This is a genomic window from Neptuniibacter sp. 2_MG-2023, assembly GCF_030547495.1.
Lineage (GTDB): Bacteria > Pseudomonadota > Gammaproteobacteria > Pseudomonadales > Balneatricaceae > Neptuniibacter.
Genome location: NZ_JAUOQC010000014.1, coordinates 23,797 through 43,389, shown reverse-complemented (window position 1 = coordinate 43,389; position 19,593 = coordinate 23,797). Strand labels below are relative to the sequence as shown.

Here is a 19,593-nt window from a genome sequence, read left to right as displayed (position 1 = left end):
TTTATATTATTAGGCTTTGACAGTAAATAAAGCAGATTGCCACAAGAAATTGCCTACTTATTTTAAAAACCGATATGGAAAATCTATTTAGTATCAGGTCACACACCTATATAGTAGCCAACATTATCCTTTAATCTGCGGACAATGTCTTGTGCAGACGCATACACGCCTCAAGTTGGAGCCAATATGGATTTTGAAATTGTAAACGGTGATATCGCATCACTTGAAACCGAATGTCTAATCATCGCTGTAGAAGCAGATTCTACCCTACCCCCCGCAGCTAAAGCAGCCGATGAAGCAAGCGCTGGTTATATTAGCGAGATTTTAAAGGGTGGTGATATCAGCGGTAAAAATGCTGAGAGTCTACTACTACACAAAGTACCAGGGCTTGCCGCTAAACGCGTACTACTACTAGGCTTTGGCAAAGAAGATGAGCGTAACAACCGAAACTTCCGCAAAACAATCACTACGGCAATGGGCGTTGTTAAAAGCACAGGCGTAAGCAATATAACTTTTGCCTTAGATTGCACACTGACAGACGATACTGACCACTACCGCCAACTTCGCCATTTAGTTGAGTGGAGCGGCGCTGAGCTGTACACCTACGATGAAACTAAAAGCACAAAAGCTGACCCATTAAAATTAGAACAGATCGCTATTCTTGTTCCCGAAGAAAATGCCGATTTGGCAGAAACTGCTCTTTTAGATGGCACCGCAATTGTAAACGGCATGAGCATCGCTCGTGACCTTGGCAATTTACCTGGCAATATCTGCACACCTACTCACTTAGCCGAACAAGCCCTTGAGTTAGACGATGAATTTGACGACCTAACAACAACCATCGTTGATGAAGAGGAAATGGCTGAGCTAGGTATGCACTGCCTACTTTCTGTTGGCGCAGGCAGCGTTCAGCCTTCAAAGCTAATTGTTATGGAATACAAAGGTGGCCCTGAAGGTGAAAAGCCACACGTATTAGTCGGCAAAGGCGTTACCTTTGATACCGGCGGTATCTCCCTCAAGCCCGGCGGCGGCATGGACGAGATGAAATATGACATGTGTGGCGCGGCCAGCGTATTTGGAGCAATGACTGCTGTATGTGAAATGGCACTGCCAATCAATGTTGTAGGTATTGTTGCAGCAGCAGAAAACATGCCGAGCGGTAACGCAACTAAACCTGGCGATATTGTAACGACTATGTCAGGTCAAACAGTTGAGATCCTAAACACCGATGCGGAAGGTCGCTTAGTACTATGTGATGCACTAACTTATGCAGGCCGTTTCGAGCCAGCATCTGTAGTTGATATTGCAACCTTAACGGGTGCTTGTATCATCGCCCTAGGCCATCACGCAACAGGCGTACTAACGAATACTGACGACTTAGCTCAAGAGCTTATCGAAGCAAGTAATCAAGCCGCTGATAAAGCTTGGCAGCTGCCTTTATGGGACGAGTTCCAAGAACAACTCGATTCTAACTTTGCTGATATTGCGAACATTGGTGGTCGCCCAGGCGGCACTATTACTGCAGCCTGCTTCCTCTCTCGCTTTACGAAAGAGTATCGTTGGGCCCATTTAGATATAGCGGGTGTAGCATGGCACAGTGGTGGCAAAGCGAAAGGCGCTACAGGTCGCTGCGTTCCTTTGTTGACGCAATACCTGCTTAACCAAGCAGCGGAAGAAGAATAGAGTCTAGAGTTAAAATAGATGACCAGCAAAGCTGATTTTTACGTACTGCCTTCAACCGATCCCGATGCTCGGGGTCGTTTTCTTTGCCGTTTGGTTGAAAAGATCCGCGCCCTTGGACATGAGATATTTATCCAAACTCGCGACGAAAGCGAAGCCCAACGTATAGATCAGCTCCTCTGGGAGTATCGCCCTGAATCCTTTATCCCTCACAGCTTATTAAATGAGGAAGATACTGCAGGCGTAAAGATAGGCTGGGACGAACAACGCCCAGCCCATCACGATGTTTACGTTAACCTTAATTTAGAGATCCCTGAAGACGCGCTAAACTTTGATCGTATTCTTGAAATTGTTGTGCAAAGTGAGGACATACTTACCTCAACACGAAGCAACTACAAGCTCTATCAAAAAAACAATGTGCAAATAGATATGCATGATATGCGTAAAAAAGTCTGATGTAGACTGTCTTATTCAATGATCGAGAGCTAAACATCTGCAACTTACTCTAACCTGTAGAATAAAACCCACGTAACACACCACCCTCCCCTAAATCCCGTCCGTCCAAGCGCAGCATAAAAATAGATCAAAACATCTACCCCAATCCCTCGCCACTTATTAGTTTTAACCTGTATAATGCCGGGTTTATTTGTGCCTCCCAACCATTCAGGGAAGCCCACAACTGACTGATTTTCAGAAAATACTTTTCGGAAGAACTAGAGCGCCATGGAAACTACTTACCAGCCGCAAGAGATCGAAAAATCCTGGTACAAAACCTGGGAAGAAAACAACTACTTTGCCCCATCTGGCGAAGGTGACTCCTACTGCATCATGATTCCGCCGCCAAATGTCACTGGCAGCTTACATATGGGTCACGCTTTCCAGCATACGATCATGGATGCGCTCACACGCTACAAGCGTATGCAGGGCAAAAATACATTGTGGCAAGTCGGTACTGACCACGCGGGTATCGCAACCCAGATGGTTGTAGAACGTAAACTGGCCGCAGAAAATCAGCAAACACGCCATGACCTTGGCCGCGATGCGTTTATCGAAAAGATCTGGGAATGGAAAGAGGAATCCGGCGGCACAATTACTAACCAGATGCGCCGCCTAGGCAACTCTGTTGACTGGAACACTGAGCGTTTCACTATGGACTCGGGCTTTTACAAAGCCGTACAAGAAGTCTTTATCCGCCTCTATGATGAAGGCCTAGTTTACCGTGGTAAACGCCTTGTAAACTGGGATCCAAAACTACATACCGCCATCTCTGACCTTGAAGTAGAGAACAAAGAGACCAAAGGCAAAATGTGGTACCTACGTTACCCGCTTGCGGATGGCGCTAAAACAGCTGCAGGTGAAGATTTCCTTGTGGTTGGTACAACCCGTCCAGAAACCATGCTGGGCGATACCGGTGTAGCAGTTAACCCAGAAGATGAGCGCTATAAAGACCTAATCGGCAAAGAGATTATCCTGCCATTAGTGGGTCGCCGTATTCCCATTGTTGGCGATGAACATGCCGATATGGATAAAGGTACCGGTTGTGTAAAAATCACGCCTGCTCATGACTTCAACGATAACGAAGTCGGCAAACGCTGCAATCTACCTATGATTAATATCCTGACCTACAACGCTGATATTCGCGATGAAGGTGAAGGGTTTAATACCGACGGAACGCCTAACAGCGATCTTAATACAGCTATTCCAGAAAAATATCGCGGTATGGAACGCTTTGCTGCTCGTCGTGCAATCGTTGCGGATTTTGAAGAAGCCGGTTTACTGGTTAAGATCGAAGAAAACGATATGACCGTGCCTTACGGTGATCGCGGCGGTGTTGTGATCGAGCCGATGCTAACGGACCAATGGTTTGCCGATGCAAAAACACTGGCTAAACCTGCGGTCGAAGCGGTAGAAAATGGCGACATAAAATTTGTACCACAGCAGTACGAAAATATGTACAACGCTTGGATGCGTGATATCCAAGACTGGTGTATCTCTCGCCAACTATGGTGGGGCCACCGCATCCCTGCTTTCTACGACAATGAAGGCAATGTCTATGTCGCTAACGATAAAGAAGCAGCACGTCAGAAATACAATCTAGATCCCGAAACTGAACTGCGCCAAGACGATGACGTTCTTGACACATGGTTCAGCTCAGCACTATGGACATTCGGCACACTAGGCTGGCCTGAAAACACCCAGCGCCTGCAAACGTTCCACCCGACCGATGTACTGGTTACCGGCTTCGATATTATCTTCTTCTGGGTTGCCCGCATGATCATGATGACCATGCACTTTATGAAAGATGAAGACGGCAAACCCCAAGTACCTTTCAAAACCGTTTACGTTACTGGCCTAATCCGTGACGAAAACGGTGACAAGATGTCTAAATCTAAAGGCAACGTACTAGATCCGTTGGATATGATTGACGGTATCGAGCTACAAACGCTACTTGAGAAACGTACCGGAAACATGATGCAGCCACAATTGGCTGAAAAGATCGGCAAACGTACCGAGAAAGAGTTCCCAGAAGGGATCTCTGCCCACGGTACTGATGCCCTACGTTTCACCCTTGCTGCCCTAGCCTCTACAGGCCGTGACATCAACTGGGATATGAAGCGCCTAGAAGGTTACCGTAACTTCTGTAACAAAATCTGGAACGCAGCACGTTACGTATTAATGAACACAGAAGGCGAAGATTGCGGTCAGAACGCCACTGACGATAGCGGTATCGAGCTATCTTTAGCAGACCGTTGGATCAGCAGCCGTCTACAGCAAGTCGAAACCGAAGTGATCAAGCATTTCGACGAATATCGTTTCGATATGGCCTCTAAAACCCTGTATGACTTCATCTGGAATGAATACTGCGGCTGGTACTTAGAACTATCTAAACCTGTATTATGGGACGAAAATGCCTCTGCAGAAGCAAAATGTGGTACACGCCGCACGTTGGTTCGCGTACTTGAAGCGCTCCTTCGTTTAGCACACCCAATCATGCCTTACATCACAGAAGAGATCTGGCAACAAGTCAAAGGCTTAGCGGGTAAAGATGGCGAGACCATCATGAACCAGCCCTACCCTGTTGCTAACAATGACAAGTTCGATGCAGCCGCTGAAACGGAGATCGAATGGCTAAAAGGTGTTATTACTGGCGTACGTAACATTCGCGGTGAAATGGGGATCTCTCCAGCTAAAGAACTTTCGGTACTGCTACAAAACGGCGGTCCTGAAGATTTAACCCGCCTTAACGCTAACCGTACTTTCCTATGTAAATTAGCCGCCCTGGAAAGCATCACTTGGCTTAATGCCGATGACGAAGCGCCAATGTCTGCCACTCAATTGGTAGGCAAAATGGAAGTGTTAGTCCCTATGGCTGGCCTGATCAACAAAGATGCAGAGCTGGCTCGTCTACAAAAAGAGCTAGACAAACTACAGAAAGAGATTGGTCGAATCAAAGGCAAACTTAGCAATGAGAAGTTTGTATCCAACGCACCTGAAGCGGTTATCGCTAAAGAGCGTGAAAAGATGGCTGCCTCTCAATCTTCTTTTGATAAGCTGCAAGAGCAATATGCGAAAATTGAAGCGCTTTAATTAAGCACTAGATATTTAAAGCATAAAAAAGCCCAGACACTGTTCTGGGCTTTTTTTTTGGGGAAAAAGCCCAAATAGAGATTTAGGCCTTTTAGACGGTTAGAACAACCGTAAGTTACTTTAACCTACGCACTAGCGTTGATAAGTAACCCCGTTTCAGTACTACCTTGATTCGACGATAACAGCGTCATAAGCTCATCAAAGTTAACCGTTCCATCATCATTAAACACGGCAGAAATTGCGTCTTCACCATAATCTTCAGTTAACTTTGCTTGGAGCTCTTCGCTCGACACAGCGCCACCTGGTGGTGGCGGAGGGGGTGGCATAGCACCAGCTCCAGCCGCTTGGTTTGCTGGGTCAAAACTACTGAGCAATTCAGTCAACGCCGTTTCATCGATGGTGCCATCATCAGCCAATACACTACTCGCATCGACACCAAAACGGCTTTCAAGGTTTTCCACTAACTCTTCAGCAGAAATATTCCCATCTTCAACAGCAGAGACCATATTGAGCGCCATCTCATCCGCAGAGGGTGGTTTCCCCATCTGCTGAGGAGATCCCATGGGCTGTGTACCCGTAACGTTCATAACCTTCTCCTTAAACATAATTTTGTATAAAGCTTCGATAAATCTGCAAAGGCCATGCCCTATCACTCTATAGATACAGTTCTTTTGACTGCTTAATATTTCTTAACTTAGCTTTACACAACTTTACATAAAACGAAGAAAATACAGCTACCCAGCATTAAAAATAACAACACCTGTAACTCAGACCACCTTGAATAACCACACAAAGCGGCAACCTATTGCCACCAACGCAGAAAAACCAATAAGAAATGAATAATAAAACTAAACGACTTAGCAGAAACTTAATCGACACACTCTATTAAAAACTTGGAGTTTATCTAGAAAGCCTCACTACACCCGCCTGGAAAATGAGTTAAATATGCAAACGACACTAGAGGTATGGAAAGCCGAACTATAAAAATCATTTGGAAGCGTTCTCTACAGGAAGCTAACCCATGCGCGATAATCTTTCATCTTTTACCTTTGAGTTCTCTACAAAAATACTAAATCCCACCCTATAGCACCTTACAGGGACTTGCCCTTCACCGCTTAATTATCAAATAATATTTGATAATTAATCAAAAACTACCCTGTTTATTAATATTAAAAAAAGCCTATGATCCCTATCACTGAATGAAATAACCCTTATCGCTTAATTATCGTTAAAGGTTTTTTGAGAGGGTTAATCCCCTAATCTCAAACCCGGTTTATATCAAGGAACCCCCATGAACAGTCCAATTATTGACGATCTAGTATCAAGGCATACCTGTAAAAAATATGACCCTACTCGTAAGGTCTCTAAAGCGAATATGGAGATTATATACGAGGCAATGCGCTTATCTGCTTCATCTATAAATTCACAGCCGTGGAAATTTATCGTTATCGAAAGTGATGCCGCAAAAGAGCGCATGAGCAGCACCTTTGAGCATAACTTTCAGTTCAATCAGCCCCATGTATTTGATAGTTCTCACATGATTCTTTTTGCCCACAACCCTCGCTATACACGCGATCATTATGCCGAGGTTGTCGATAACGGCATTGAGGACAAACGGACCAAACCTGAAGACAGAGAGAGCGCTTTTGGCGGTTTCTTCTTTGCAGAGATGAACACCGATGAATCCGGTGATACCACCACTTGGACCAAAGCGCAGACCTACATCGCCCTTGGTAATACGTTGCATACAGTCGCAAGACTCGGCTTAGATTCAACACCCATGGAAGGTATTGATATTGAAATGGTAAACAAAGAGTTTTCCAAAGAACTCGATGGGTACGAATGCCATGTTGCACTCGCAATTGGTTACCGTCACCCTGAAGACGATTACAATGCAGCGATACCAAAATCACGTCGTAGATTTGATAGCGTGTTTACCATCCTTTAGGCATTGGTCCCCCCCTAGATTAAAGCCCCGCGACTGGTGTTATGCCAGTCGCTGCTATCTCCTTATTCCGATACCGCTCTCGCTCGAAGCTCTGGCTGCAGGAAGCCACCCCGTGAGCGATGGCTTTGTGCCCTATTTCCTTTTAGGCGTTCACTTATAAAGAGAAGAAAGTACATTCAGAGCAATTGCCTAAAAGGACAATTGCATCCCCACCAAGGCTAGGTTAAAAATACAGATAAATCATATGGATGTATGTCTGGCATAAGTAGATATACGGGGCTTTTATAACCAGCTCATGTATAACAATTACTCATACCTGTGCTTGGTTTTTCATGGAAGATATGCCGTCAATTCTTTAGGTTTCCTTCCCTTTCAAATATTTACATCTATTTTAAATCAATTACAGTAAGGGTATATACACACCTCCCGTATATACAAATACGATGGCTACAGAGAAGCACATGACGAAGAGCAAAGACTCAAAAGCTTCAAATTCTCTGTCCTTCTTTCAATTTTCGCAGATGGCGGTGTATCCACCGCTTTAGAAAACATACGGCTTATATGTAAAAAGAATATAATATGAAAAAAACACTGATCATTTCATTATTACTTGCAAGCTCACTAGATGCAGTAGCTGATCCTCTTGCTAAAGAAGAGCGTCATCCAATAGATGTTAATTTTGAGCACTGCTTATCCCTTGATAAAAACATGACAACCTATGGCATGGAAAAGTGCACAATTGAGTCAGCTAAGGAATGGGACGTAGAGCTAAATCAGGCTTACAAGGCTCTGATGCGCCCTCTAAAGAAAAGCTGAGAATGTCACAACGTGCATGGGTTAAATATAAAGAGTTGGAAATTGAAAGTATCTCCTCCATTTATAGGTACAGCTTTCAAAGCAAAAATGGAGGCACCATGTTAATTCCTATGCACGCGATGGATGAATTAGAAATCACCAAAAGTCGCACGCTGGAATTAGCGGGATATTTATCAATTCTATAACAAGAAAAGTCATACCAAACAGCGACATCCCTATTATATTCACACTACAAAGTAAAAAGTGGGGTTTAACAACATGGAGTTTTTTGCGTTTATTGGCCTTGCGATTGTCATTATCGGCAGCATTGGATTTTTAATTGCCGCCTTTAAGCAAAGCCTATTATGGGGACTAGGCTGTCTTCTATTTGCCCCTATATCATTTATCTTTTTATTTATGCATTGGCCCGAAGCTAAGAATCCTTTTTTGTTACAGTTGGCCGGTATTCTGGTTATTTTTCTTACAGCTCTGACCCATTCAGAAATCGGTATTTAAAGGGTTGGATAAAATGCTCCCTAGCTTAGGTAACTACCCTCACCTACAACAACCCCGACTTAATCAAATCAAAGCTTTCCAATATGCGTGCCACATACTGGTCTTTAGGGCGGAAACTACCCTGAGTCTGTTTGAGTAAATCATCTTCCATATGCTTAAGCATTTTGCGCAGCCGGAAACGATGTAACCCTGTTTTCGCTTGTATTGGGTCAGTGATAACACCAGATAAGGCGGCAAAAGATGCCAGTAATGTCAGCACAAACACTATACTCAGTGTAGTTAAGCCCAAAGATGGATCAGGTGGGAAAGCACCATAATAGAGCTCCCCCATGCTATGACCAAAAACAAAATCCGAGGCAGCTAATTGGATACTTAATGAATAGGCTAGCATTAGCGCGATACCTATGCCTCCGGGTGTGAATTTCTGGAAGGCAAAGGCTCCTAAGATAGTACATGACAGTGTGTTTGCAATATCAGCTGAAGCGGTTCTGGCAACTTGATACTGGGCTAGAGATTCAGTAACAATAGGTTGAAAACAGGCATGGAAGTGTTTTTCATCCACTTCCACATGTTCTGCACGTTGATAAATATTGCGCAATTCATCTGTGATATACCAGTTAAGGGAGTATTCGCCTTCACCCAAATCTCGCTCTGCTACTTTAAGCAAATCACTGAGAACCAGATCAGAAATTTGTTTCTGAACATCTGTGGTGAAACCGGCGGGAATAGCAGCCAATATTTTGCCTAACCGATCACCCCCTGAAAAACGACCTACCAAAAACTTAAACAAACTGATTAAGGTAAAACAGGGTGCCCAAAAAAGATTAACTGGGGCACGGAAAATATCTAACCCCCAAGCAATACGGTTGGTTTTTATAGCACCGGGATAATTAAAATGCTGGCTTACAAAATCAGGAATACGCGCCTGGCAAGATGCAAAGTAACGCTTGATACCACGCTCAATAGCTGGCTCGATCTCTCTCGACAAGTTCGCAATAGGTAGCGTTAGGTCTGAGTGTGACATAAATAACTTAGCCGAAGTAAGACCTTATGGCCATGATGATAAAAACCTTATTGAGTTTAAAACCCTTAGGTTAAGCCCTGATGAAACTCAGTAAATTTGTTTATATCTACATAAAGCAGAAAAATCGGCCAGCATTCAATACTGGCCGATTAATATGAATGGTTTGTATCTTAACTATCAGCTAATAATTACTCTGTAGCGGCCTTGGCAAACTTTGCCAACGCACCAGAAACTTTAGCCACCGCAGCATCACAGTCTTTAATATTATGGCGTGAAGCAAGGTAATGAGGATCGTTATAGCTCAACCATACGGCTCCATTTTCATCCTGCCAAACTAGTGCTTTTTGCGGCAGATCTATCGCCATAGTTTGGGAACATTGCATCAAAGGAGTACCTACCTTGGGGTTACCAAACAACACCACCTCAGTTTCACGTAACTCTTTACCAGCCTTTTTAGCGCCTTCCGTATGATTTATACGCGTAAAAACAGTCATCCCTTTACTTGTTAGTACTGATTCTAATTTATCCGCAGTTTCTTTTACGCCATGCGTACTTGGTACACTTACAAGACCGTTTTCAGCTGAGGAGCCATCCGCCGCAAACGAAAAATTACTAATACCTAGTGTAAGTGCAGCCCATATTAATGCTTTTTTCATATTAAAATTCCCTGTTAATCAAACGATGTTACGATCTGACTTATGACCAGATTAAGATCAATAAGTTTCAAATAGAAAAAACTATTTATAACCTAATTTCATATAAACTCATATGCGCCTTCCAAAATAATAGCGCTGCGGTATGCTATAGACATTGTGGTTATTTAGCGTCTTAGCATTAAGCAGGTAACCATCTGTTTTTATTAACTATTTGTTGTATCATAAAATATTTAGAATATAACGAGTGCACTAACCAAAATCGGCTTCACTTATTATGAATTTAAACTACACAGCCGACAAACAATCAAAATTCTATTGTTCCGCAATTAGACTCTTAATATTGCTGTGCCTTAGCCTGCCTGCTTTTAGTGCCAGTCAGATTGAATTCACGCCAGAAGAAAAGCTTTTTATTAACACCCACCCAAATATTCTTGTAGGTGCCGAGACGGATTGGGCACCTCTAGATTATATGCACAATGGTCAATACACCGGACTAGCCAACGATTATCTAGAACTTATATCAGAACGCACAGGGCTCAATTTTGAGATTATCAGCGGATTCACTTGGAATGAGCTGCTGACGATGCAGCTGAATCAGCGATTGGATCTTTTGCCCGCTATTTATTGGTCTCCACAGCGAGATCAATTAATGCATTACACCTCCTCTTATATCAAATTACGTCATTACGCATTTACTAAGTCTGATCGTGAAGATATTAAAAGCATGCAGGATCTACAAGGTAAAACCATCGCGATTCCAACAGGTTTTTCATACTTAGATACTTTAAAAAAGACCCATCCGAACATCACCATCCTTGAAGTTAAATCCACACTAGAAGCTATAGATGCGGTTATCACAGGGCAAGCCGATACGCTGGTTGAAAGCACTACGATTATCAACTACTACCTTAACGAAAATCATATCTACGGTTTAAAGCCCGCGTTTGCAGCCGAGTTCGACGTCGACCAAGTCTATATGGCCGCCCGATCAGGCTTACCTATACTTGCAACTATTATCAATAAAGTACTGGAGAGCATCACCCCAGAAGAAAAAAAACAGCTCACTGATCGTTGGGTTAATGTACCAATGACACTAAAACAGGGGCAAACCTCCAATCTACTCACCATTGAAGAACTACGCTACCTGCAACAAAAGAAAATGATTAAAACCTGTATTGACCCTAACTGGCTACCCTATGAAGGTTTTATTGACGGCAAATTTACTGGTATGTCAGCAGAATATATTGCTTACTTCTCGGAGCAGATCGGCATTCCGATTGATGTCGTAAAAACAGATACATGGGAGCAATCGCTCAAAGCTGTACGGCTTAGAGATTGCGATATGCTTGCCCTTGCTAGCAATCGCCCCGAACGTAGGAAATATCTATCATTCACCATCCCTTACCTAAAGACCTCACTCGCTTTAGCTACACAAAAAGAGGAATGGTTCTACTCCAATTTCAGTGAATTAGAGGGGAAGAAAATAGGTATAATCAAAGGTTACTCACCAGGAAAAGTCATAAAAAAACGGCACCCTAAAATAAACTTTACCGAATTCAATTCGATAAGTGAGGGATTAAAAAGCGTCAATCAGGGAAAGATTTTAGGCTTTCTCGACTCAGTGCCAACCTTGAGCTATCACATACAAACAGGCTTTATCGGCGAATTAAAAATTAGCGGAAAGTTCGACTACGATTGGAATTCAGGAATTGCAGCACGCAATGATGAGCCTCATTTAGTTACGATTTTTAATAAAGTTATTCAAGCTACTCCTGATAGTGTGCATAACCGTATACGAGGTAATTGGCTAGGTGTACGTTACGAAGAAAGCATAGATTATCGCTTAATTTGGCAGCTGTTATTTGGCTTCGCTGTTATCTTAACCTTAGTAATTTTAAGGTATCGCCAACTCAGTAAACATAGAAATGCTATAACCGATAAAAACACTGAGCTTGCGCAGATCAATGAACAACTTGAAACACAAAAACAAGCCGCTCAACATGTCGCCAGTCACGATATTCTTACGGGTTTACCGAACCGCTCACAGTTACTTTTACGGCTAGAGCATGCAATAGACTTAGCTGCACGTCAGGGAAGCCAAATTGCAGTGTTTTTTATTGATTTAGATAGGTTCAAATATATAAATGATTCTTTCGGTCACCACTTTGGCGATGCTTTGCTTTGCCAAGTGGGGAATCAAATGCTTGCGCGATTACGTAGCTCAGATACGTTAGCGCGTATAGGTGGTGATGAATTTGTTGTTATTTTAGAGACCTTTGACGATGAGGAAGCCACGGCACTCATTGCACAAGAGCTTATAGATATTATCCAGCACCCTTATAATGTTATGGGTCATGTAGTTAACATAAGTGCAAGCTTAGGTATCTCGGTCTATCCAAATGATAGTAAGGATGTACATACCCTTATTAAATACGCTGATATAGCTATGTACCGTGCGAAAGAGCTTGGCCGCAACCGTTTCCGTTACTATACACAGTCACTTTCAGAACGTACGGATAAACGTCTGAGAACAGACACTGCTCTACGAGAGGCCTTAGGCCTTGGACAATTCTCCCTGCACTTCCAGCCGATTATTGATTTAAACTCATGTACGGTAAGCCATGCAGAAGCCCTAATACGCTGGAACCATCCGGAGATGGGTATGGTTCCTCCTGACTACTTTATACCGATTGCAGAAGAGAATGGTTTAATACATGAGCTAGGACTGTGGGTCTTAAGTGAAGCATGTAGGTGCTATAAAGAATGGAAAGCAAACGGCCTCGATTTAAATAGAATATCGATTAACGTCTCCAGTATTCAGTTCCAAAAAGGGAATCTAACCGAAACCTTTAAGCGCATTCTGCAAGAGGAAGGTATAGAAGCCCAGCGCATTGATATTGAAATAACTGAACGTTATCTCATGGATCAAACAGAGCGTAATATCCATTACCTGAATACACTCAAAAAATCGGGGCATACCATTACCGTTGATGACTTTGGTGTTGGCTACTCCTCTATGAGTTATATGAAGCGCCTACCTCTAGATATTATTAAGATCGATCGCTCCTTCATCAGCGATATTCCTGAGGACAGAAATGATATTCAGATATCTCAAGCCATTATCTCCTTGTCTCACAACCTTGGCTACAAAGCCACTGCCGAAGGGGTAGAGATAGTCGAGCAGTTTAATTTCCTCAGAGAAGCGCACTGCGATTACGCCCAAGGCTATTATTTTAGCCCTCCCGTTCCCGCACATCAGTTTATAGAATGCGTTAAACAATTAAATACTCGTTTGATGGGTGAAACACCCCCTTTCAATATAGATAAATAGAAAAGATAAACCTTTCCCCAAAAACTGTGGATAAACTTGTAGATTAATTATGGGTATCCCCTGTAAACCCCTAAATACATGGTTCTCAAGAGACTGCTCATTTATTAACCCTATCCACCGAGGTCGTATTTAACCATTAATAGCAATATTTTTTTTAACAAATATGCATTTTATTCTTTAAACTAGGATTCTGTATAAAAAACACTCATACGCAGCTAGATTTCAACTGTTTTTTTACCCCCATATTCTGTGGGTAAGTATGTAGACAAATTATGGGTATCATCGGAAAGGCCTATTATAAAAGGCCTACAGAGAACTGGTTGTTTTTCATTCCATAGCATAACTTTGCAAATAATTTGCAATTATTATTGCTTTATACCTTACCCTTATAGTAATTCTATCTACCTAATACTTATGATGAGCACTGTCGATTAAATGTCATTTACCCTCCTCTATCTTTTTATCCCTACATTCTTCTTAGTGTCGATAACCCCCGGAATGTGTATGACCTTAGCGCTGAGTTTAGGTATATCAATAGGCGTAAAGAGAAGCCTTCATATGATGTGGGGCGAGCTGATAGGTGTTAGTTTAGTTGCAACATCGGCGGCCTTAGGGGTAGCTACCTTAATGCTTAAATATCCTGATGCGTTTCTTCTTCTCAAATTAGGTGGAGGAGCCTACCTATGCTGGATTGGTTATCAGATGTTCCGCTCAAGAGGAAAACTCGTTTTAACCGAATCGACACAAGAACAACCGGAGCTATCTCGATTACAACTGGCATCCAATGGTTTTCTCACCGCGGTCGCAAATCCGAAAGGCTGGGCTTTCTTTGTTACCCTTTTACCCCCTTTTATAGACTCAACACTGCCAATCGCGCCGCAATTAAGTATGTTAATCGCCATAATTCTACTGCTGGAGTTCATCTGTTTGCTGATTTACGCAAATGGCGGCAAGCTACTTCGGCAACTACTGATGAAGCGCGACAATGTGCGTTTAATGAACCGTATTGCAGGCTCACTTATGATTATTGTTGGATTATGGCTAGCACTAGGAAAGTAAGCCCAGCTCCAAGTTAAAAAAGAGCTCAATAACTAAGAACGGAAAGTTAGATCTTATGAAGTAAGATCCTTCCTTCTATAGCTGTTCATCCATTGATTTCGCAGTAATAGAAGGAAGGTCTAATGATTGTTCTGATAGAAGTCGTATCAATTTCTTGATACTGAAACCTCCCCACTCACAACCCAAGCAGAATCACCTGTACTATTCTGAGAGCGGATACGGTATTGATAAGTGCCCCCAAATACAGAGTCTTGATAACTCGTAGAATCGGCTGCCGCCGTCACAACGGAACGATAAGTACCCCATTGATTAGAGAACTTACGACGTTTCTCAATATAGAAACCCGTTTCATTTGTACTTTGATCGGACCAATTAAGCGTTACTGTGCCAGCACCGGCTATGGCAGTAAAGTTACTTGGTGCCGCAGGTTCTGTCGGCGTAACACTACCATCCAATGCCGCAATAGCTGCACCAGCATCTAAAATACCAGATCCACACTGAATACAGGATTCAGGAAATGCACGCGCCGTTGAGGTTAATATAGTTTTCACTTCAGCAGGCGTAATACTCGGCTTTTTCACGTAGAGTAAACCAGCCACTGCTGCCACATGAGGTGTTGCCATACTAGTGCCTTGATAATAAGCATACGTCGGAGCTGCTGGAACCGTTGTACCTTCATTTAAGGTAGAAAGCACGCCATCACGTGCACCTGTACTTGTTTCCCCACCAGGTGCGGCTAAATCAACAACATCCCCGTAATTTGAATAGTAAGCTCGACCACCGGTTCGGTTAGTAGCAGCAACACTAATTACATTATTACAACTAGCTGGCGTATAGTTTTCAGCATCATCATCCGAGTTGCCCGCTGCCACAACAATCGTTGTTCCAGCCGCAACCGCAGTATCTATCGCTTGCTGGTAGGTTGCATTACAACTACCCGCGCCACCGATACTCATATTAATAACTTGCGCTTTATTCGGGTTGTCCTCACCGGTCGCGGCCCAAACAATCGCATCTGCAATATCGGAGGTATAACCACCGCATTTACCCAATATACGTACAGGCACTATATTGATTTTGTTATAACCAACACCAGCAACACCTGCACTATTATTAGTAAAGGCGCTGATCGTGCCACTGACATGAGTTCCATGCCAACTACTATTAGCTGCAGAAGAACCAAAATAGCACTCGCCTCGACTACCCCAATCACCAGGATCACTTGGGTCCGCATCTCGGCCATCCCCATCATTAGATATGGACTGCGCAGTAATCATATCTGTACCACCAACCACATTAGCATCTAGATCGGGATGAGCTGTGATCCCCGTATCTAAAACAGCTAATTTACCACTGAATCACTACTATCTAATTGATTCCATGCACCATCGGCATTCATACCACCCAGCGGCTCAAAATAATGCCATTGCAGATCATAAATGGGCTTCTTTGCACCGATGATACCTTCGGTAGGAGGGGTCGCTAAATCATCAATAGCAAACATCATCTGGTCTGCTTCGGCGTATTTAATACCAGAGATAGCTTTCAACACTTTCAAGTAGGCTTTTAAACTCGAAAAGATTTCTCTTGAGGGAAGTCTAAATACATAGGAACCTTGAGAAGTTTTACGAACAAAGGCAAGTTTCTTATTAAGGCGTGTTGATAACGTTCTCGCTTGTGAATTCCCTCCAACATTTGCATTATCAAACTTAATGATAATCTGATCAGTAGGTTTATGCTCCACCGTAACAGCCGCTGCATTTAGCGATATGAAAGAGGTTAACCAAGCAATGCTAACAACCGAAGATTCCTGATTTTCATTTTAAATTCCTATAATCCCTTACCACATGGATAAACTCATTCGAATCTTAAAAGACCGCTCAGCAGTATCTTGGATCAACCAATCTATCCTCTATATCTTATAAGTTCAAAAACTGGTAGCGGTATTTGAGCTATTTTGAACAAAAATTGCTCACTACGGTTTTCAATTGAAGACTAAATAACTTGAAATTCATTAACTAGAGGCGAGGACACTAGCGCAGTGAGGTAAAAACGATGTATTTAGCCCCGCTGAGGGCGATAAACATCGACCATTTTCAAACTAAATTGCGCTTGGCTTAGTTCAGAATTAGCGGTATTAGGGGCAGAGATTGTACGTTCAAAACGCTCAATGATTTCGACTAAATTATAACCATTTTGAGGCGCGACTCTAAGTAAAGGTAAGCCCGCTTCATAACACAACTCCTCAATAAAGAGATCCTGTTGTTTATGACGCTTTTTATGATATTCATGATCATCTAATTCGACAGCGCAGATAACCGCGCTATTACTAACGGCACACACAATGTAATCAAACTGGAGAGATTTAAGCGGTTTAGTTACTTTCTTCTTAGCTCTATCTGATAAACCACTTTCCGCCTCAAATACATGTTCCATTGGTACTTTACAGATAACTCTATATTGCTCCCCTACTGCTTTTTCAAGAATAGAGGTAAACATACGCTCTTTTTGAGACAAGTTTGGATCGATTTCCTGCTTAGCCCTTACTTTCTTGAAAAAAACCAACAGTAGGATCAAGAAGATTACTAAAGCAGAAAGATATAGCCACAATTGTTCAATCACATTTTTAACCTTGTGCAAAATGAGGCGGCAATATTACCCAGTGTGTATACAGAAAGCATCTCAAATTTAAGCCAACCGCACCTGTTTCAAACAAAACCTATCAATTATCCTCGGAACTCTTCAGCTATCAGTAACGAGAAGCCTAACAACTATAAAATTACTGATAACTTAACAACAGGCCGAGATAGATCTCTATAAGGAGACCGCCCACTTAAAAGTGATCGAATCAAATATGTAAAAAAAGACAAACCATGTTGTTAAGCGTCAGGTGTATCTAGAAAGGTCAGATAAAGGCGAAGATCTAATTCATATTGATGATAGTTAGGCTCCATATATTCACAGAGCTGATAGAACGCTTTGTTATGATCCATCTCTTTTAAATGCGCCAACTCATGCACCACGATCATACGTAAAAATTCCAGCGGCATCTGTTTAAAACGAGAGTCTATCTTAATCTCTTTTTTAGCTTTTAACTTCCCACCATGCACACGGGATATACGGGTATGTAAGCCTAAAGCGTTCAGTGCAGATATTTTATCGCTGTATTGTACTTTGCTAAGAGGCGAAGATTTGCGCATATAGCTATTTTTAATATCTATAGCGAAATCATATAAAGCTTTATTACTTTGGAAGCTATGAATCCTTGGGTATTTTTTTTGTAACAATGTGCCCAGTTTATTTTGATCTAGCAACTCCTGCACTTGATGCTGAATGTGGCTAGGGTAATGGCTGATATATTTTAACCGATTCATTTTATCTTCAATTAGCCAAGCGTAATAAGTGATTCATTACGCTTGGCTGGGTCATTAAACTGCGCGAATATGAAGCACCATGCCTTCTGAGGCATAAACCTCTATCAAGGTTCCCGTTTTTAGGTCACCTTCTGCTTCTACTTTCCACAGCGTATCGCCAATCTGAATTTTACCTTGGCCATTGTCAACATCCGCCTGCAGGGTCAGCTTTCTACCAATCAACTGGGCAGCGCGGTTATTAATATTAACCGCTTCATCTGTAGTATTTTGACTACGGAAAAATTTCCAGAAAACAATAGAAGCAAGTACAGAAAATAGAGCAAATAGCAGAAATTGGATCTGCCAATCATGCACTAAATCTACAGCTAACAGAGCTCCAATCATAAAGGCCGAGATAGCTAAGCCGATTAAAAAACCTGCGGACCCTAAGGCTTCACCGGCCAGTAGCAACAGACCAAGAATAATCCAATGCCAATATGACAAAGTTTCTAGCTGTTCAATCATTTAAGATCCTGCTTTAGTATTTTTAAGTAGCTCACTGATACCTGCAATAGAACCAATCATACTGCTGGCTTCCAACGGCATCATAACCACCTTAGAATTTTCGCTTGCACCAATACCTTGCAATGCCTCAGTATATTTTTGTGCAACAAAGTAATTCAACGCTTGCGGGTTACCTTGAGAGATCGCTTCCGATACTACTTTTGTAGCTCTCGCTTCGGCCATGGCCAAACGTTCACGCGATTCCGCCTCACGGAAAGCAGCCTCTTTTTCACCTTCGGCTCTTAAAACAGCCGCACGCTTTTCACCTTCGGCTACCTGAACCGCTGCTTCGCGCTCACCTTCAGCGGTTAAAATAGCCGCACGTTTTTCACGCTCCGCTTTCATCTGGTTTGCCATCGCATCGACCAGATCAGTTGGGGGGGAAATATCACGAATCTCTACACGGGTAACTTTTACGCCCCAAGGGTCGGTAACTTCATCAACTTTATTCAGAAGGTGGCTATTAATGCTATCTCGGTTAGACAGCATCTCATCCAACTCCATTGAACCTAACACAGCACGAATATTTGTCATGACCAGATTCTGCATAGCACGGTATAGATCATTCACTTCGTAACTTGCTTTAGATGCATCATGCACCTGATAAAAACAGACAGCATCTGTTGTAACCTGAGCATTATCTGCACTGATAACTTCTTGCGGAGGAACATCTAATACTTGCTCCATCATGTTTTGCTTAGTGCCTATACGATCCACAAAAGGAATAATCAAATTCAGCCCTGGCGTTAGGGTTTTTGTAAAACGACCAAACCGTTCTATCGTCCAGTTGTGGCCTTGTGGGACCATCTTGACCCCTGAAAAAATCACAATCAGCGCCAGTACAACGACTACGCCCGCTGTCATCTCAAATCCAAACATTACAACCTCCATTTGTGGAACACTAAACGTCTGTACGCAGGTCCTATTACTCTATCTTTTAGGGTAATTGGCAACTATGGCATGTACAGCATCGATTCCCTTATTTTTTCATTATTACATGAACAAAGTACTACAGCCGTCTATGGTAATACTGATCAAGAATAACTGATAGGGAGCCTATAAAAAAATAGCTCTAAAGA

General features: G+C 42.6%; 16 protein-coding genes and 1 pseudogene. 8 read left to right on the top strand and 9 right to left on the bottom strand.

All coding sequences use genetic code 11. The features are described 5' to 3' along the window. The first annotated feature begins 186 nt into the window (after window positions 1-186). The 3 genes from Q4486_RS13115 to Q4486_RS13105 all read left to right on the top strand — a co-directional run bounded on the left by Q4486_RS13115 (window position 187) and on the right by Q4486_RS13105 (window position 5,268). Entirely contained in the window at window positions 187-1,683 is a 1,497-nt protein-coding gene (locus Q4486_RS13115; RefSeq protein ID WP_303418920.1) for a leucyl aminopeptidase, read from the top strand. A gap of 18 nt (window positions 1,684-1,701) precedes the next feature. Continuing rightward, window positions 1,702-2,136, top strand: a complete 435-nt coding sequence (locus tag Q4486_RS13110) for a DNA polymerase III subunit chi (RefSeq protein WP_303418923.1) — start codon at window positions 1,702-1,704, stop codon at window positions 2,134-2,136. A 267-nt stretch (window positions 2,137-2,403) separates the two neighbouring features. Continuing rightward, entirely contained in the window at window positions 2,404-5,268 is a 2,865-nt protein-coding gene (locus Q4486_RS13105; protein ID WP_303519723.1) for a valine--tRNA ligase, read from the top strand. 125 nt (window positions 5,269-5,393) lie between these two features. Here the strand turns inward: Q4486_RS13105 and Q4486_RS13100 are convergent, their stop codons facing one another. Continuing rightward, window positions 5,394-5,855, bottom strand: coding sequence for a hypothetical protein (locus Q4486_RS13100; RefSeq protein ID WP_303418928.1), 462 nt, complete (start codon window positions 5,853-5,855; stop codon window positions 5,394-5,396). Window positions 5,856-6,559: 704 nt separating this feature from the next. Here Q4486_RS13100 and Q4486_RS13095 point away from each other — a divergent pair. The 3 genes and pseudogenes from Q4486_RS13095 to Q4486_RS13080 all read left to right on the top strand — a co-directional run bounded on the left by Q4486_RS13095 (window position 6,560) and on the right by Q4486_RS13080 (window position 8,527). Beyond that, entirely contained in the window at window positions 6,560-7,216 is a 657-nt protein-coding gene (locus Q4486_RS13095) for a nitroreductase family protein (protein WP_303519721.1), read from the top strand. Window positions 7,217-7,795: 579 nt separating this feature from the next. Beyond that, a pseudogene (locus Q4486_RS15770) lies at window positions 7,796-8,217 on the top strand (lysozyme inhibitor LprI family protein). Between the two features lie 73 nt (window positions 8,218-8,290). Beyond that, complete coding sequence (locus Q4486_RS13080; protein WP_303519716.1) at window positions 8,291-8,527, top strand: hypothetical protein; 237 nt, start codon at window positions 8,291-8,293, stop codon at window positions 8,525-8,527. A gap of 43 nt (window positions 8,528-8,570) precedes the next feature. On the opposite strand, the gene Q4486_RS13075 is transcribed toward Q4486_RS13080, so the two are convergent. Further along, window positions 8,571-9,551, bottom strand: coding sequence for a DUF6635 family protein (locus Q4486_RS13075; protein ID WP_303519715.1), 981 nt, complete (start codon window positions 9,549-9,551; stop codon window positions 8,571-8,573). A gap of 188 nt (window positions 9,552-9,739) precedes the next feature. Continuing rightward, window positions 9,740-10,207 (bottom strand): DUF302 domain-containing protein, encoded by a 468-nt coding sequence (locus tag Q4486_RS13070; RefSeq protein WP_303519714.1) that lies wholly within the window; start codon window positions 10,205-10,207, stop codon window positions 9,740-9,742. Window positions 10,208-10,481: 274 nt separating this feature from the next. On the opposite strand from Q4486_RS13070, the gene Q4486_RS13065 reads away from it, so the two are divergent. Both Q4486_RS13065 and Q4486_RS13060 read left to right on the top strand, forming a co-directional pair. Continuing rightward, a complete protein-coding gene (locus tag Q4486_RS13065; protein ID WP_303519713.1) occupies window positions 10,482-13,538 on the top strand; it encodes an EAL domain-containing protein in 3,057 nt (1,018 codons plus the stop codon). A gap of 435 nt (window positions 13,539-13,973) precedes the next feature. Continuing rightward, entirely contained in the window at window positions 13,974-14,597 is a 624-nt protein-coding gene (locus tag Q4486_RS13060; RefSeq protein WP_303418944.1) for a LysE family translocator, read from the top strand. 146 nt (window positions 14,598-14,743) lie between these two features. Here the strand turns inward: Q4486_RS13060 and Q4486_RS13055 are convergent, their stop codons facing one another. The 6 genes from Q4486_RS13055 to Q4486_RS13030 form a co-directional block, all read right to left on the bottom strand. After that, a complete protein-coding gene (locus Q4486_RS13055; RefSeq protein ID WP_303519712.1) occupies window positions 14,744-15,892 on the bottom strand; it encodes a S8 family serine peptidase in 1,149 nt (382 codons plus the stop codon). Between the two features lie 47 nt (window positions 15,893-15,939). Beyond that, window positions 15,940-16,341, bottom strand: a complete 402-nt coding sequence (locus Q4486_RS13050) for a hypothetical protein (protein ID WP_303519710.1) — start codon at window positions 16,339-16,341, stop codon at window positions 15,940-15,942. A 317-nt stretch (window positions 16,342-16,658) separates the two neighbouring features. Beyond that, window positions 16,659-17,219, bottom strand: a complete 561-nt coding sequence (locus Q4486_RS13045; protein WP_303519709.1) for a DUF2726 domain-containing protein — start codon at window positions 17,217-17,219, stop codon at window positions 16,659-16,661. Between the two features lie 257 nt (window positions 17,220-17,476). Further along, window positions 17,477-17,971 carry a M48 family metallopeptidase gene (locus tag Q4486_RS13040; RefSeq protein WP_303418952.1) on the bottom strand — a complete coding sequence of 165 codons (495 nt, stop codon included), beginning with the start codon at window positions 17,969-17,971 and terminating at the stop codon, window positions 17,477-17,479. A 54-nt stretch (window positions 17,972-18,025) separates the two neighbouring features. Further along, the gene (locus Q4486_RS13035) at window positions 18,026-18,475 is read right to left on the bottom strand and encodes an NfeD family protein (RefSeq protein ID WP_303519708.1); all 450 of its coding nucleotides are present in this window, start codon (window positions 18,473-18,475) and stop codon (window positions 18,026-18,028) included. After that, entirely contained in the window at window positions 18,476-19,393 is a 918-nt protein-coding gene (locus Q4486_RS13030) for an SPFH domain-containing protein (RefSeq protein ID WP_303418958.1), read from the bottom strand. Between the last annotated feature and the right edge of the window lie 200 nt (window positions 19,394-19,593).

Coding starts and splice junctions, on each gene's coding strand:
- Q4486_RS13115 (WP_303418920.1), top strand. CDS start 187: ATGGATTTTGAAATTGTAAACGGTGATATCGCATCACTTGAAACCGAA.
- Q4486_RS13110 (WP_303418923.1), top strand. CDS start 1,702: ATGACCAGCAAAGCTGATTTTTACGTACTGCCTTCAACCGATCCCGAT.
- Q4486_RS13105 (WP_303519723.1), top strand. CDS start 2,404: ATGGAAACTACTTACCAGCCGCAAGAGATCGAAAAATCCTGGTACAAA.
- Q4486_RS13100 (WP_303418928.1), bottom strand. CDS start 5,855: ATGAACGTTACGGGTACACAGCCCATGGGATCTCCTCAGCAGATGGGG.
- Q4486_RS13095 (WP_303519721.1), top strand. CDS start 6,560: ATGAACAGTCCAATTATTGACGATCTAGTATCAAGGCATACCTGTAAA.
- Q4486_RS13080 (WP_303519716.1), top strand. CDS start 8,291: ATGGAGTTTTTTGCGTTTATTGGCCTTGCGATTGTCATTATCGGCAGC.
- Q4486_RS13075 (WP_303519715.1), bottom strand. CDS start 9,551: ATGTCACACTCAGACCTAACGCTACCTATTGCGAACTTGTCGAGAGAG.
- Q4486_RS13070 (WP_303519714.1), bottom strand. CDS start 10,207: ATGAAAAAAGCATTAATATGGGCTGCACTTACACTAGGTATTAGTAAT.
- Q4486_RS13065 (WP_303519713.1), top strand. CDS start 10,482: ATGAATTTAAACTACACAGCCGACAAACAATCAAAATTCTATTGTTCC.
- Q4486_RS13060 (WP_303418944.1), top strand. CDS start 13,974: ATGTCATTTACCCTCCTCTATCTTTTTATCCCTACATTCTTCTTAGTG.
- Q4486_RS13040 (WP_303418952.1), bottom strand. CDS start 17,971: ATGAATCGGTTAAAATATATCAGCCATTACCCTAGCCACATTCAGCAT.
- Q4486_RS13035 (WP_303519708.1), bottom strand. CDS start 18,475: ATGATTGAACAGCTAGAAACTTTGTCATATTGGCATTGGATTATTCTT.
- Q4486_RS13030 (WP_303418958.1), bottom strand. CDS start 19,393: ATGTTTGGATTTGAGATGACAGCGGGCGTAGTCGTTGTACTGGCGCTG.